12 protein-coding genes, 1 tRNA gene and 1 other RNA gene are annotated in these 13,051 nt (G+C 67.3%); 8 read left to right on the top strand and 6 right to left on the bottom strand.

From position 1 onward, the window contains the following. Positions 1-696, top strand: a 696-nt coding sequence (locus FVW27_RS17695; RefSeq protein ID WP_167127742.1) for an MFS transporter, incomplete at its 5' end; no start/stop codon positions are given. Between the two features lie 4 nt (positions 697-700). Next, positions 701-1,243 carry an HD domain-containing protein gene (locus FVW27_RS17690; protein WP_167127739.1) on the top strand — a complete coding sequence of 181 codons (543 nt, stop codon included), beginning with the start codon at positions 701-703 and terminating at the stop codon, positions 1,241-1,243. Between the two features lie 199 nt (positions 1,244-1,442). On the opposite strand, the gene FVW27_RS17685 is transcribed toward FVW27_RS17690, so the two are convergent. The 4 genes from FVW27_RS17685 to FVW27_RS17670 form a co-directional block, all read right to left on the bottom strand. After that, positions 1,443-2,546, bottom strand: coding sequence for a pyridoxal-phosphate-dependent aminotransferase family protein (locus FVW27_RS17685; RefSeq protein ID WP_167127737.1), 1,104 nt, complete (start codon positions 2,544-2,546; stop codon positions 1,443-1,445). A 120-nt stretch (positions 2,547-2,666) separates the two neighbouring features. Further along, complete coding sequence (murI, locus tag FVW27_RS17680; protein WP_167127734.1) at positions 2,667-3,608, bottom strand: glutamate racemase; 942 nt, start codon at positions 3,606-3,608, stop codon at positions 2,667-2,669. Continuing rightward, on the bottom strand, positions 3,599-4,492 hold the full coding sequence (locus FVW27_RS17675) for a pyridoxamine kinase (RefSeq protein ID WP_167127731.1): 894 nt from the start codon (positions 4,490-4,492) through the stop codon (positions 3,599-3,601). The genes murI and FVW27_RS17675 overlap by 10 nt, the downstream gene beginning before the upstream one ends. Positions 4,493-4,673: 181 nt before the next feature. Continuing rightward, positions 4,674-5,627 (bottom strand): sulfite exporter TauE/SafE family protein, encoded by a 954-nt coding sequence (locus tag FVW27_RS17670; RefSeq protein WP_167127728.1) that lies wholly within the window; start codon positions 5,625-5,627, stop codon positions 4,674-4,676. A 337-nt stretch (positions 5,628-5,964) separates the two neighbouring features. Here FVW27_RS17670 and FVW27_RS17665 point away from each other — a divergent pair, with 337 nt between their 5' ends. From FVW27_RS17665 to ffs, 6 genes are all read left to right on the top strand, one after another. Further along, positions 5,965-7,053 carry a TOBE domain-containing protein gene (locus FVW27_RS17665; RefSeq protein WP_167127726.1) on the top strand — a complete coding sequence of 363 codons (1,089 nt, stop codon included), beginning with the start codon at positions 5,965-5,967 and terminating at the stop codon, positions 7,051-7,053. A gap of 344 nt (positions 7,054-7,397) precedes the next feature. Next, on the top strand, positions 7,398-8,702 hold the full coding sequence (hisD, locus tag FVW27_RS17660) for a histidinol dehydrogenase (RefSeq protein WP_167127722.1): 1,305 nt from the start codon (positions 7,398-7,400) through the stop codon (positions 8,700-8,702). A 303-nt stretch (positions 8,703-9,005) separates the two neighbouring features. Continuing rightward, complete coding sequence (locus FVW27_RS17655; RefSeq protein WP_167127719.1) at positions 9,006-9,902, top strand: phosphoribosylaminoimidazolesuccinocarboxamide synthase; 897 nt, start codon at positions 9,006-9,008, stop codon at positions 9,900-9,902. Positions 9,903-10,286: 384 nt separating this feature from the next. Continuing rightward, on the top strand, positions 10,287-11,051 hold the full coding sequence (locus FVW27_RS17650; RefSeq protein WP_167127716.1) for an enoyl-ACP reductase FabI: 765 nt from the start codon (positions 10,287-10,289) through the stop codon (positions 11,049-11,051). A gap of 1,026 nt (positions 11,052-12,077) precedes the next feature. Further along, positions 12,078-12,169: transfer RNA gene (locus tag FVW27_RS17645), tRNA-Ser, on the top strand. A 21-nt stretch (positions 12,170-12,190) separates the two neighbouring features. Continuing rightward, positions 12,191-12,286, top strand: an RNA gene (gene ffs / locus FVW27_RS17640) — signal recognition particle sRNA small type. A gap of 210 nt (positions 12,287-12,496) precedes the next feature. On the opposite strand, the gene FVW27_RS17635 is transcribed toward ffs, so the two are convergent. Both FVW27_RS17635 and FVW27_RS17630 read right to left on the bottom strand, forming a co-directional pair. Then, positions 12,497-12,823: a hypothetical protein gene (locus FVW27_RS17635; RefSeq protein WP_167127714.1), complete on the bottom strand. Its 327-nt coding sequence runs from the start codon at positions 12,821-12,823 to the stop codon at positions 12,497-12,499. Between the two features lie 8 nt (positions 12,824-12,831). Next, on the bottom strand, positions 12,832-13,051 hold a 220-nt coding region (locus FVW27_RS17630; RefSeq protein WP_167127711.1), incomplete at its 5' end, for a methylated-DNA--[protein]-cysteine S-methyltransferase.

Raw genomic sequence — 13,051 nt, 5'->3', positions numbered from 1 at the left:
GCGCTGGGCTGGCGGGTGCTGCGCGACGGGGGGGAGAGCACCCCCCCGGCAACATCCGGCGGGTTTCGCGCCCGGCTCGGACAGTTCGCCTCCGGCATCCGCGAGGTGGCGTCCGACCGGCGGGTGGTGGCCGTGTCGGCCATGGAGGGCGTGCAGAACATGAGCATGGGCGCGCTGGAGGCGTTTCTGCCGGTGTACGCGGTGACCGTGGCCGGTCTGGCCCCGTTGCAGGCCGGGCTGCTGTGGGCCGTGCAGGTGGTGACCACCCTGCTGGCCAAGCCGCTGCTGGGTCGGGCATCCGACGCACGCGGCATGCTTGGGCGACGCGGGTTGATCGTGGCGGGCGTGGCGGCATGTGCCGTGCCCTTTGCGGCGGTGCCGCATCTGACGGGTTTCTGGCCGCTGGCCGGGGCGTGCCTGGTGTTCGGTTTTGGCGAGGCGCTGGTCACCTCGTCGTCCGCCGCGCTGGTGGCGGACCTGTGCCGCGCCCGCCATTACGGCACGGCCATGGGCGTGTTCGGCACCATCTTCGATGTGGGGCACGCCTCCGGCCCGCTGCTGGGCGGCCTGCTGGTGGGGGCACTGGGTTACGGCCCGGCGTTCGCCATCATCGCCGGGGTATTGCTGTGCTCGGTGCCGTGGTTCCTGGCGGTGATGCGCGGCTGCGATTACGGAACCCTGTGCGGGCAGGAGTAGCGACATGAACGCATATCACGACAACGCACAGGTGGAATTGCTGCGCGAGGCGGGCATGACGGAAGCGGACATCGCCCATTCGCGTCTGGTGGCGGGCATTGCCGTGGGGCTGGGCTGCCTGGCCCGCGTGGCTGTGGACCTGACGTTGGTGGCGCTGGGCGCGCTGTTCCACGACCTTGGCAAGGTGCGCACCGACGGCATCCTGCATGGGGTGGAAGGGGCACGGTTGGGCAGGCACCTGGGGTTGCCCCACGCGGTACTGGACATCATGGAAAAGCATGTGCGCGCGGGCGTGCCGCTGGAACAGGCTGCCCACTACGGCCTGCCGCCGCGCGACTTCAGCCTGGCCTCGCTGGAAGAAAAGCTGGTGATCTACGCCGACAAGCTGGCGGACATGGTGGAGGAACCGGGGCTGGTGGTGTCCGTGGGCGAGGCGCGGCTGCGTTTCGCGCGCATTCTGGAAGAGCGGGCCGACCTGGCCAAGGACGAGGCCACCAGGGCGCGCTATCTGGCCTGCGCGGCGGAGGTGGAGGAATTGTTGCGGTAAGCGAGGGAAAGGGCAGGGCCACCCGGCCCTATTCATTCCCCTGCCTCATGATGTGGACGAAAAACGCCCCCGGCACATGCTGTGCGCCGGGGGCGTTCATGTTATTTTTCAGGGGCTAGCTGAGGGAATGTTCGGCAAGTTGCCGCAGGCTTGCCGCATTCCGGGGCGCGCCTTTCTTTCGTCCCTTCCCTGCTATTCCTCAGTCCTGCATCACGCTTTCGATGACATCCAGCGCCGCGTCCACCAGAGCTTCGGTGGCCTGCGTGCCCATGTGCCCAAGGCGGAACACCTTGCCCGCCATGGGGCCGAAGCTGCCGGACACGATCAGCCCGCGTTCGCGCAGGCCCTGTCGCCATTCCGGCCACGTGAAGCCTTCCGGCACAAGGGCCGCCGTCACCGTGGGCGAGTTCACCGCGCCCTCCGCCGTCCACAGTTCCACGCCCAGCTTGGCGAGGCCCGCGCGGCAGCGTTCGGCAACTTTCCGATGCCGGTCGAAGCACCCCTGCATGCCGCCCTTTTCGTTCAGGATGGCCAGCGCGCCCGCGTTGAGCGCGGCGGTGCCGTGCCAGTACGGGGTGTACGGGCAGCGGCCATCCTGCTGCACGGTGCGGAAGGGGGCGATGGCGTCGTAGCCCTGGTAGCCCACGGCCTCCACGGCCTCCCACGCCGCCGGGCTGACGGACAGAAAGCTCATGGACGGCGGGGCGGAAAGGCACTTCTGCGAACCGCCCAGCACCAGGTCGGCGTGCCAGGCGTCGGCCTGCACGGGGGCGCCGCCCACGCTGGCCACCGCGTCCACGTAGAACAGCGGCACGCCGCAGGCCTGCTTCAGCGCGCCAAGGTCGGCCAGCGGGTTCAGCGTGCCGGACGGCGTTTCGCAGTGCACGGCGGTAAGCATCTTGGGCTTGAAGCTGCGGATGGCGTCTTCGATGCCGGTCAGGTCGTCGATGGTTTCGTTGTACGGCAAAGAGACCTTCAGCACCTCGCAGCCGATGGACGCGGCCATGTCGCCGATGCCGTCGCCGAACACGCCGGTGCCCACGGACAGCACCCTGTCGCCGGGCACGAGGCAGCTTTTCAGCGCGGCCCACAGGGCCAGCATGCCTTCGCCGGTCATCAGCACCACGTCATGCTGCGTGCCCATGAGTTGCGCGAGGTTGCGGCCCGTTTCCGCGTACAGCTTCAGGTAGTCCGGCTCGATCTGGCCGGAGCCGTAGTCGCGGGTCATGGCCACCAGCACGGCGGGGTGCAGGGTGACCGGGCCGGGCACCATGGGGATGGGAGCGTATGGCTTGTGCGCCATGGGGGTGACCTCCGGAAAGTGCGTGATGTTTGCCGTGCGGCGGAAGCTGGGGGCGTGCCTTACGGTACGCTGCCTTGCGTTTTCATGCCACAGCCGCGCGGCGGCTGCGTGTCGCGCAGACTACAAGTCCACCAACTCCACCTCGTCCGGCGCAATGGCCGTGCCGAGGAACAGCCCGCCGGTGCGTACGAAGCGGGGCACGTCGTCTGTGGTCAGAAAGCGGGCTTCGCCGCATTCGTTGCCGCCCGGCCCCGTGCGCAGGGGGCGCACCAGCCCGGCGGCCTGCAATTCCGCCTGCACGGCAAGGGCGGTGGTGGCGGCGGAATCGACGATGACCGGCTCCGGCCCGATGACGTTACGGATGGCCCGCGCCAGCAGCGGAAAGTGGGTGCAGCCCAGCACCAGGCAGTCGGGCGTTTCCGGCGTGTCGCTACCGGACGCGGGGCGAAAGATGGGGTCCAGGTAGCGTGCGGCGATGTCTTCCACGATCTTGCCGTCCACCCAGCCTTCCTCGGCCAGCGGCACGAACAGCGGGCAGGGCTGCCCGATGATCTGCGCGTCGGGCCGCAGGCTGTGAATGGCCTTGTGGTAGGCGCGGCCCCGGATGGTGGATTCCGTGGCGATGACGGCAATGTTGCCCCGGCGCGAGGCACGGCAGGCCGCCTGCGCGCCCGGCTGCACCACGCCCACCACCGGCAGGCCGGGGTTGGCGGCGCGCAGGGCGTCCAGCGCCACCGACGTGGCCGTGTTGCAGGCGACCACCAGCAGCTTGATGCGCCGCTGCACCAGCTTGGACGCGGCCTGCACGGCGTAGCGGGTGATGGTTTCCGCGCTCTTGGTGCCGTAGGGCAGGCGGGCGGTATCGCCCAGGTACAGGATGTCCTCGCAGGGCATGCGGGTGCGCAGAGCCTTCAGCACCGTAAGGCCGCCCACGCCCGAATCGAACATGCCGATGGGCAGGTGCGCGGCGTCTGGGACGGATGTGCCGGGGGCGGAAGCCTCCGCGCCATCATGGTCGTAGCCCGTGGCGGCGGTGCCGCACGCGGGGCCGTCTACTTGCATCGGTCCTCGTCCTCCAGAAGTTCGTAGCTGCTCACGGTTATCGGGGCACGCAGGGTGTCCAGCACCCGCTCCAGCAGGATGCCTTCGCGGCTGGGCGAATTGTGCCCGAAGGTGGCGCGGATGCCCAGCGTGACGAAGTGCACGGCGCGGTCCATGGCAATGGGCAGGCTGTCGCCCTGCAACAGGCTGCCGGTCAGCACGCTGGCAAAGGTATCGCCCGTGCCGGGATAGTGGGCGGGGATGTACTGGCAATCCACCTTCCAGAACCTGTCGTGGGTGCTGTGGTAGGCCGCAACGGAGCTGACGCCCGCATGCCCGGCCACCGGCACGCTGGTGATCACCGCCACGCGCGGCCCCATGGCCGTCAGGCGGCGCAGCCAGACCATCAGGTCTGCCGTGGAGATGGATTCGCGGTAGGGCTCGTCCAGCAGCAGGGCGGCTTCGGTGAAATTGGGGGTGATGATGTCTGCCTTGCGCACCAGCCAGCGCATGCGCTGCACCATCTCCATGTCCATGGTGGGTTCCAGCTGGCCGTTGTCGCCCAGAACAGGGTCCACCACGGCAAGGCCGCCCTCTACCCGGCACATGTCGATGCACCGGGCCACGATGTCAACCTGCGACGGGGAACCCAGAAAGCCGCTGTACACCGCGTCGAACTTCAGGTTCAGGGCCTGCCAGTGGTCAAGGAACAGGCGCATCTGGTCGGTCAGGTCCAGAAAGCTGTAGCCGGTGAAGCCCGCCGTGTGCGTGGACAGCACGGCGGTAGGCATGGGGCACACCTGTGCGCCCATGGCGGACAACACGGGTATGGCCACGGTGAGCGAGGTGCGGCCAAAGCCGGAAAGATCGTGGATGGCCGCCACGCGCGGCACGGCATTGCGCATTGCAGGGCTCCTTGCGCGGGGTTCCGGACTGGCCGGGTGAGGCCGCCCGGCGGGCACACCATCACCACGGAGCGGGGTAAAAGGCAAGGGGGAGCCTGTGTCGGCGGCAAGGAAAAGGGGGCACCCGTCGGTACCCCCCTTTTCGTCAATGACTTTATGCCGGAATGCCGCGGCTTGCGATCTACCTGAAAAACTCCACCACGTACTTCCCCGCCGTGAACAGCAGGATGCAGCACAGCATCCACTTGATCAGGTTTGCGGGTACGTGCTTCTGGCAGCGTGCGCCCAGGTACATGCCCGCCATGCCGCCAATGCCCAGCAAGAGGCCCAGCGTCCAGTCCGGGGCCACGGACATGTGCGGGTACAGCGGCGCGATGGCCATGTAGAAGGTGACGCCCGCCACCGAGGTGACGAAGGTGCCCATAAGGGCCGCGCCCGCCACGGTGTACACCGGCAGCCCGAAGAAAGAGACGAAGAACGGCGCGATGATGGCCCCGCCGCCAATGCCGTACACCCCGCCCACGATCCCCACGATGAAGCTCAGGGTAAAGATGCCCACGGTGCGGAAGCTGTAGGTTTCGCCGTAGAAGCTGTACGAAATGCGCGACAGGCAGCACTCGTTCATGCACACGGCGGGCAGGTCGTCCGGGTTCCTGCCTTCCGCCGTCGCCTTTTCGCGGTGGGTGCGCACCAGCGCGCGGAACTTTTCCTCCGCCGTGGCCTTGCCGTTGCCCGCCTTCTTCTTCGTCAGGTCGCGCACCATGCGCAGGGCGATGTAGGCCAGCACGCACGCGGCAAACAGCTTGAAGTCGCGCGCGTTGGGCAGGTACGTCACCCGCACGAAGGCCCCTATCAGCACCCCCGGCAGCGTGCCGATGATCACCACCCACGTCAGCGGCCAGACCATCCGCCCTTCGCGGATGTAGCGGTACACCCCGCTGGGGATGGCCACCACGTTGTAGAACTGATTGGTGGCGCTGACGGAGGGGTTCACGTAGCCCAGAAAGGACATCTGGAAGGGCAGCAGCAGGAACGCGCCCGACACGCCGCCCATGGACATGAAGAACGACACCACGAAGGCCACCAGCGGCGGTAGCCACGGTTCCGCGTGTATGCCTGCGACGGGGAAGTACATGGTGGCCTCCTGTGTCGGGATGTCGGGGTGGGTAGGGCGATGGGAGCGCTTGGCTGACAGGACCGGTTGGGTGGCCGGGAGGGTAGCAGGCCTGCTGGCCGGTGCGGTTGCCTTGTCCGGCTGTTTTTTTGACTCTTGCTGACACGTTTTTTATAATCTTCGTGTCAATGAAAAGATAGCGCACGGATGGTCCGTTGTCACGGATTATTTTATTTCCATGTCTGTGTGCGAAAGGAATCTCGGCTTTGATTTTCGCGCGGCTGCGCCTATATGATGGAAATTCGGGCAACGGACGGGCCGCATCCGGCACCACGCGCACGCAACCAACGGGACACCCATGCGACAGGACGACAGCCTCGAACGAATCTGGGAAGCGCTGGCCGAAAACGTGGCGGAACGCCGCCACAACCCGGCGGGCATGCTCTCCATCCCCGACGACGTGAAGTATCTGGACACGGTGGAACTGGCCCGGCTGGAAGAAGCCTTCCGCCTGTGGGCCGCCCGCCCGGCGCGGGGCGACGTGCGCCGCTCGCGCCTGCGCATGCTGCTGGTGTTCCTGCTCATCCGTCACACCGGGGCGCGCCTGGGCGAGGTGCTGGCCCTTGCCCCCATCCGCGACATCGACACGGCGCGCGGCGTGGCCTATCTGGGCGAGCCGCAGCGCGAGGTGCAACTGCCGCCAGACCTCGTCACCCAGCTTGCCGACCTGCTGGACGAGGCCGTGGCGGGCGAGGGGGAACACCCCTTCGCCGTGGACCAGGCCCACGTGCGCCGCAAGTTCTACGAGCGCGCCCACGAATGCGACCTTGCCCCGGACCTTGCCAACCCCAGCGCCCTGCGCCGCTCGCGTGCCATCGAACTGCTGCGCTCCGGTCTGCCGCTGCCCGTGGTGCAGCGCCTGCTGGGCCATTCCACGGCCAGCCTGACGGCGGCGTACATCGACGTTTCGACAGAGGACATGCAGCGCATGGTGGGCCACGCGCTGGACCGCGAGCAGCGCCGCCGCACCAGCGCGCGCAACGCCTTTTACGGGCGCATCGCCGCGGTGGTGCGCGGCGACGTGCAGTCGGTTGTCTCGGTACAGACGCCGTCAGGCATCCGGGTGGCCTCGGTCATCACCAATGACAGTCTGGACAACCTGGGCCTGCGCCCCGGCGTGTTCGCGGCGGCAGAGGTGAAGGCCCCGTGGGTGGTGCTGACCGTGGGCAGCGAGGCCCCGTCGTCCACGGCGGGCAACGTGTACCCGGCCACCATCGTCAAGGTGGTGGTGGGCGCGGCCACGGCGGAAGCGGTGGCGAGGCTTGCGGACGGCACCGAGATTTGTTCGGTGCTCACATCCGACAGGGTGCGCGCGCTGGACCTGGCCGTGGGCACCCCGGTGTGGGTGCTGATCAACGTGTTTTCGGTCATCCTGAACGTGAGCTGACGGGCGGCGTAACTCCTGCGGAGTGGCCCCTGCACGTACTGCGCCCGCTGTTTCCCCCCGTTTCCCCCCGGCCCCGGTTCCCCTGTCCCCCCTGTCCCCCCCGTCCGCTCGGTTCACCCCGTCCGCCCGTCACTGGCCCGCCGCATCCGGCCCATCCGGCCCGCCGCATCCGAAGGGTCGAACCGTGCGTCAGTGCGCCACTCTCGACTTTTGCCCGGCGCTCCGGTATGTGGCGCGGACACATCCATTGCTGTCCGTGCGCGCAGGCAGCCACAGTTGGCCCTCCGCCGCGCGGCACCCCGACGCACACCGCCGCTACAGGTCGCACTCTCAAGGAGGCCGCCATGCCTTGCCGTACGCTCTTCCTCCGGTCGGTGGACGACTGGAAGGAACTGCAGGCCCTGCTCGCGGGACGCGACAATCCCGGCGACACCGTGGAACCCGCCGTCCGCGAGATTCTGGATACCGTCCGCGCCGGGGGCGATGCCGCCCTGGCCGACTACACCAGCCGTTTCGACTGCCCCGGCTTCGACGCCGCGCGCATCCGCGTGGGTGAAGACGAAATCGCCGCCGCCCTCGAAGAGGTCGGTCCCGACGACCGGGCCATCATTGCCGAAGCCGCCGCCAACATCCGCGCCTTTCACGAGGCGCAGAAGGAGCGGTCGTGGTTCACCACCCGGCCCGACGGGTCCGTGCTGGGCCAGATGGTCACCCCCGTGGACCGCGCCGGGCTGTACGTGCCCGGCGGGCAGGGCGGCAACACCCCGCTCATTTCCAGCCTGTTGATGAACGCCATCCCCGCCCAGGTGGCCGGGGTGCCGGAAATCGCCGTCATTTCGCCGCCCCGCAAGGACGGCACGCTGAACCCGTTCATTCTTGCCGCCGCGCATCATCTGGGCATTACCGAGGTGCACCGCGCGGGCAGCGCATGGGCCATCGCGGCGCTGGCCTTCGGCACCGAAACCGTGCGCCCCGTGGACGTCATCGCCGGGCCGGGCAACATCTGGGTGACCACGGCCAAGCGGCTGCTCATAGGCCGGGTGGGCATAGACATGATCGCCGGGCCCAGCGAGATACTCATCCTTGCCGATCACACCGCCCGCGCCGACTGGGTGGCCGCCGACATGCTGTCGCAGGCCGAGCACGACCCGCTGGCCTCGTCCATCTGCATCACCGATTCGCCCGCGCTGGTGGACGCGCTGAAGCTGGAACTGGTCGCCCAGTGCGACACGCTGCCCCGCGCGGACATTGCCCGCAAGGCGCTGGCCGACTGGGGCGCCATCGTGGTGGTGCCCGACATGGCCACCGGCATCGGCATCACCAACAAGGTGGCGCCGGAGCATCTGGAAGTGCTGACCAAGGATCCGTGGGCGCTGCTGGGCACCATCCGCCATGCCGGGGCCGTGTTCCTGGGCGGCTGGTCGCCGGAACCGGTGGGCGACTACTACGCCGGCCCCAATCACGTGCTGCCCACCATGGGCACCGCGCGTTTCTCGTCGGCCCTTTCGGTGCAGACCTTCTGCAAGCGCACCAGCGTCATTTCGGCCACCGCCGCGTTCACGCGCGGGCATGCCGCGTCCATCGCGCGGCTGGCACGGCTGGAAGGGCTGGAGGCGCACGCCCGCTCGGCGGAATCGCGCAACAGGTAGCGGCGGACCGGGGGCGTTTTGCCGCCACGGCGTGGCGGGTGATACGTCCATCCTGCCCCGCTGGCATTTTTTGGCGCGCATCCGGTAGGGTGCGCGCTGGTCGGGTCGCCCGTCTTGTACGGCGCACCCGTCCCGCGTTATCGTATCCAAGGGCCCGGCGGCCCCGGCCCGCGCACGCGCGGCAGGGCGCCCGGGCTTGTAGGCATCAGCAAGCGTGGCGCCGCAAGGCATCGCGCGGCATCGCCCCCGTATCAGAAGACAACCGAAGACAACCCCAGACATAGGGAAGACAAGGGAAGATACATGCAGGTCGTCACGCAAACCGACATCAAGGAATACCCGCTGCTTTCGCGGGGCAAGGTCCGCGACATCTACGAGATCGACGCACAGACCCTGCTCATCGTCACCACCGACCGCATGTCGGCCTTCGACGTGATCATGGGCGAGCCCATCCCCTACAAGGGCGTGATCCTGAACAGCATCACCCTGTTCTGGATGAACCGTTTCGCCGGGCTGGTGAAGAACCACCTGATCGAACACGACGTGGACCGCTTTCCCGCGCCGCTCGCCCCCTACCGCGACATGCTGGAAGGCCGCGCCGTCATCGTGAAGAAGGCCAGGCCCCTGCCGGTGGAATGCATCGTGCGCGGGCACATCACCGGGTCCGGCTGGAAGGATTACAAGGCCACCGGCACGGTGTGCGGCCACAAGCTGCCCGCCGGGCTGCTGGAATCGGCCAAGCTGGAAACCCCGCTGTTCACCCCTTCGACCAAGGCAGAACTGGGCGAACACGACGAGAACATCAGCATCGAGCAGGCCGCTAAGCTGCTGGGCGACGACCTGGCCGCCAGGGTGCAGGAACTTTCCATCGCCATCTTCTCGCAGGGGCGTGAATACGCCGAAGGGCGCGGCATCATCATTGCCGACACCAAGTTCGAGTTCGGGCTGGTGGATGGCGAGGTGATCCTGATCGACGAGGTGCTGACCCCCGATTCGTCGCGCTTCTGGCCCGCCGCAGGGTACGCGCCCGGCAAGGGCCAGCCCAGCTTCGACAAGCAGTACCTGCGCGACTGGCTGGCCTCGCAGCCGTGGGACAAGACCCCGCCGCCCCCGGCCCTGCCGGAGCACGTCATTGCCGAGACGGGGAAGAAGTACCGCGAGGCGTACGAGATTCTGACCGGCTCCAAGCTGGCCGTCTAGGCTGCGGCAAACTGTCCTTTTTCCCGCTGGCGTCCGACCCGAAGGGCGCGAAGCGTGGCCGTCAGGCGAGCTTGCGAGCCTTACGGACATCGTGCGCAACGAGGTCAAACTTCGCCCGCCATGTCGGTCATATACGAGAAGAGTGCGCGCTGCGGTCGCCATCCGTAATGCTCGAAGGCTCGCATAACGGCTGCCGCACTCCCTCATGACGGGCTTGTTTTCCTAGCCAGCGGAAAAAAATCCTAGTTTGCCAGTATTTCGCAGGCGCGCGGTGTTCTTGAGGGCCCTTCGGGGAAGGACACCGCGCCGCCGCACGCCGGGATGCCGCGCCGCGCGCCGCATTCCCGTTTTTTGCCATCTACCCAGAACAACAGGGAGAACCGCATGCTGCTCGCAGGAAAGAAGGCTCTGATCTTCGGCGTGGCCAACAACAAGAGCATTGCCTATGGCATTTCCAAGGAATTCAAGGATCATGGCGCCCAGCTGGCCTTCAGCTACGTGGGCGAGGCCATCCAGAAGCGCGTGGAGCCCATCTGCCAGGAACTGGGCGGCGACTTCACCTTCCCCTGTGACGTCACCGATGACGCTCAGGTGGCCGCCGCTGCCGAAATGGTGCGCGAAAAGTGGGGCACCGTGGACGTCATCGTCCATTCCGTGGCCTTTGCCCACCGCGACGACCTGCATGGCCGCTACATCGACACCACCCGCGACGGCTTCAAGCTGGCGCTGGACGTTTCCGCCTACTCGCTGGTGGCGCTGTGCAAGGCCTTCGAGCCGCTGCTGAACCCCGGCGCCTCGGTGCTGACCATGACCTACTACGGCGCGCAGAAGGTCATCACCAACTACAACGTCATGGGCGTGGCCAAGGCCGCGCTGGAAGCCTCCGTCCGCTACCTGGCCGTGGATCTTGGCGCCAAGGGCGTGCGCATCAACGGCCTGAGCGCTGGTCCCATCAAGACCCTGGCCGCCTCGGGCATTTCGGGCTTCAAGCAGATCCTGGACCACATCGAGGAACATTCGCCCATGCGCCGCAACGTGACCACCGAGGACGTGGGTCGCGCCGCCGTGTTCCTGGCATCCGACCTGTCGTCCGCCGTGACGGGCGAGGTGATGTTTGTGGATTCCGGGTACAATGTCATGGGCATCTAGGCAGGGTCTGGTCACGCTGCGTTCTTGCGCCCTCCGGCGGACCGACCCGGAGGGCGCGAAGCGTGGCCGTTAGGCGAGCTTGCGAGCCTTACGGCCATCGAGAGCAAAGCGTCAGGCTCGTTCCGTGCGAGAGTCGAGTATGGAAGAATACACTCCTCTCGCCCGGAACTCGCCTTCCTTGCCGGAGAACGAAATCTCCGCAGTGTGGCCAGCCCCTCCGCGTCGCTACGGCTTCAGTTTATTCGCAAAGGCTCACTCGCAAGGGTGGGCCTTTTGTTTTGGTGTGGGGGGGGATGGCGCACGGGGTGGGTGGGGAAAGGCGGGGTGATTGTCGCACTCCACGGCTACGCTGTTGCAGGGAAACGCGTCACGCCACGGTTACGGTATTCTCACGCTGTTGCCGTCCGGAAGGGGCGGGCGTAGGGATTTGGAAGCGCCGGAGATGGCGGGTATGACGCGCCCGCTTCGGCAGCCGTACGCAAGGAGCAATTCTCCATGTGGGATATTCTGATACTGGTGGCCGTTCTGGTGGTGTGGGTAGTGGTGGCCGGGCGCTTTCTGCCCTCTGGCGGCGGGTGCTGAGGCCCGCCACGGGTGCGCCGGGAGCGTGCCGGGACGGAAGATGGGGCGGCGTGCCGCGCGCGGCATGACCAAGAGCGGAAGTAGGTGGGTTGGGCGGCCTGCGGGCGTTGTGGCGGGCCGGGAGATTTGAGAGACAGGCAGGTTGTCGGACCGGCCAGACCGGCCATGCCTGCAAGGCCTATTAGTCGTGCCAGTCGTGCCAGTCGTGCCAGTCATGCCAGTCGTGCCGGTCATGCTGAGTATGTCGTGTCTGTTCGCCATGCCGCGCAGGGCAGCATTACGGGGCGTCTGGCCTTGCGTTACGGGGCAACGGTGAGGCCGCGCGACTTCGCCCCGATTCCACCGAAGTGCCCTCTGCGGAGCAGCGTGCAAAGGTTTGGTGACCAACCCGCACTTTTCGCTTGCCATGCTGCCCCGGCGTCTGCTAGACACTGCCTCTCGCACGGAGAGGTGTCCGAGCTGGTCTAAGGAGCACGATTGGAAATCGTGTGTACGTTAACAGCGTACCGAGAGTTCGAATCTCTCCCTCTCCGCCAGTATTTTTCCGCTTGATGACAGATCGGGAGCCGGACGGCGGCAACGCCGCCAACCCCGTCAGGTCCGAAAGGAAGCAGCGGTAACGGTTGTGGCCGGGTGTCCGGCTCCCTGAAGGCACAAGGAAGCTTGTGCCTTCATCTGTTATGTGCTCGTGCCCATACCGCACGTGCACATCGGCGGCACCGGCTGCGCCCGCATTGCGGACGTTTCCGGACGGGGCAGCCCGCAAGGGAAGTCTCGGCATACCACCGCCACCTCCAAACAAGACGGCCAGCGCAATCGGGAGCGCTGGCCGTCTCGTTTTCCACGGGCTGAGCCGGAGGGATTTACTCCCCAAACTTCCCCGCGCCGTGGCCCATGCGGTTCACGTTGGCGGCCTCGCGGCTGGGCAGGGTGTACAGGCGCACCTTGTGGCTGCGCGGGAATTCGCGTTTCAGCAGGGTCTTCAGCAGGCGGCGCACCGCATCGGCGGTCAGTCCGGTCCAGGTTTCCTCGTGGAACCCCGCCTCGAACACGTCGTAGCTGTCCGGCCCGGTGCGCACGATGGCCACGGAGCGGTTACGCTTGTAGGTGCGCAGGTCCAGGCAGTGGCCCGTTTCCAGCCGGGGCAGCCGTTCGCACACCGTGGCGATGAGGGTGGTCTTGTCCAGCATGGGCCGCGTCAGTCCTTCATGGTGTCGTCGATGGCCCCTTCCAGGAGCAGCAGCCAGCGTTTCATGGGCAGGCCGGACGCGCCGAAGCCATGCAGCCGGATGTTGCGGCCAGAGCCGCCCAATACCCGGTGGCAGGGAATGACCAGCGGCCACGGGTTGCGCGCCATGATCTGCCCCACGCCGCGCGCCGCGCCGGGGCGGCCCGCCAGTGCGGCCAGCCCGGCGTAG

Origin of the sequence: Nitratidesulfovibrio liaohensis (genome assembly GCF_011682075.1) — a bacterium.
Classification (GTDB): domain Bacteria; phylum Desulfobacterota; class Desulfovibrionia; order Desulfovibrionales; family Desulfovibrionaceae; genus Cupidesulfovibrio; species Cupidesulfovibrio liaohensis.
The sequence above is the reverse complement of the archived record's forward strand: the minus strand, read 5'-3'. Positions and strand labels throughout refer to the sequence as shown.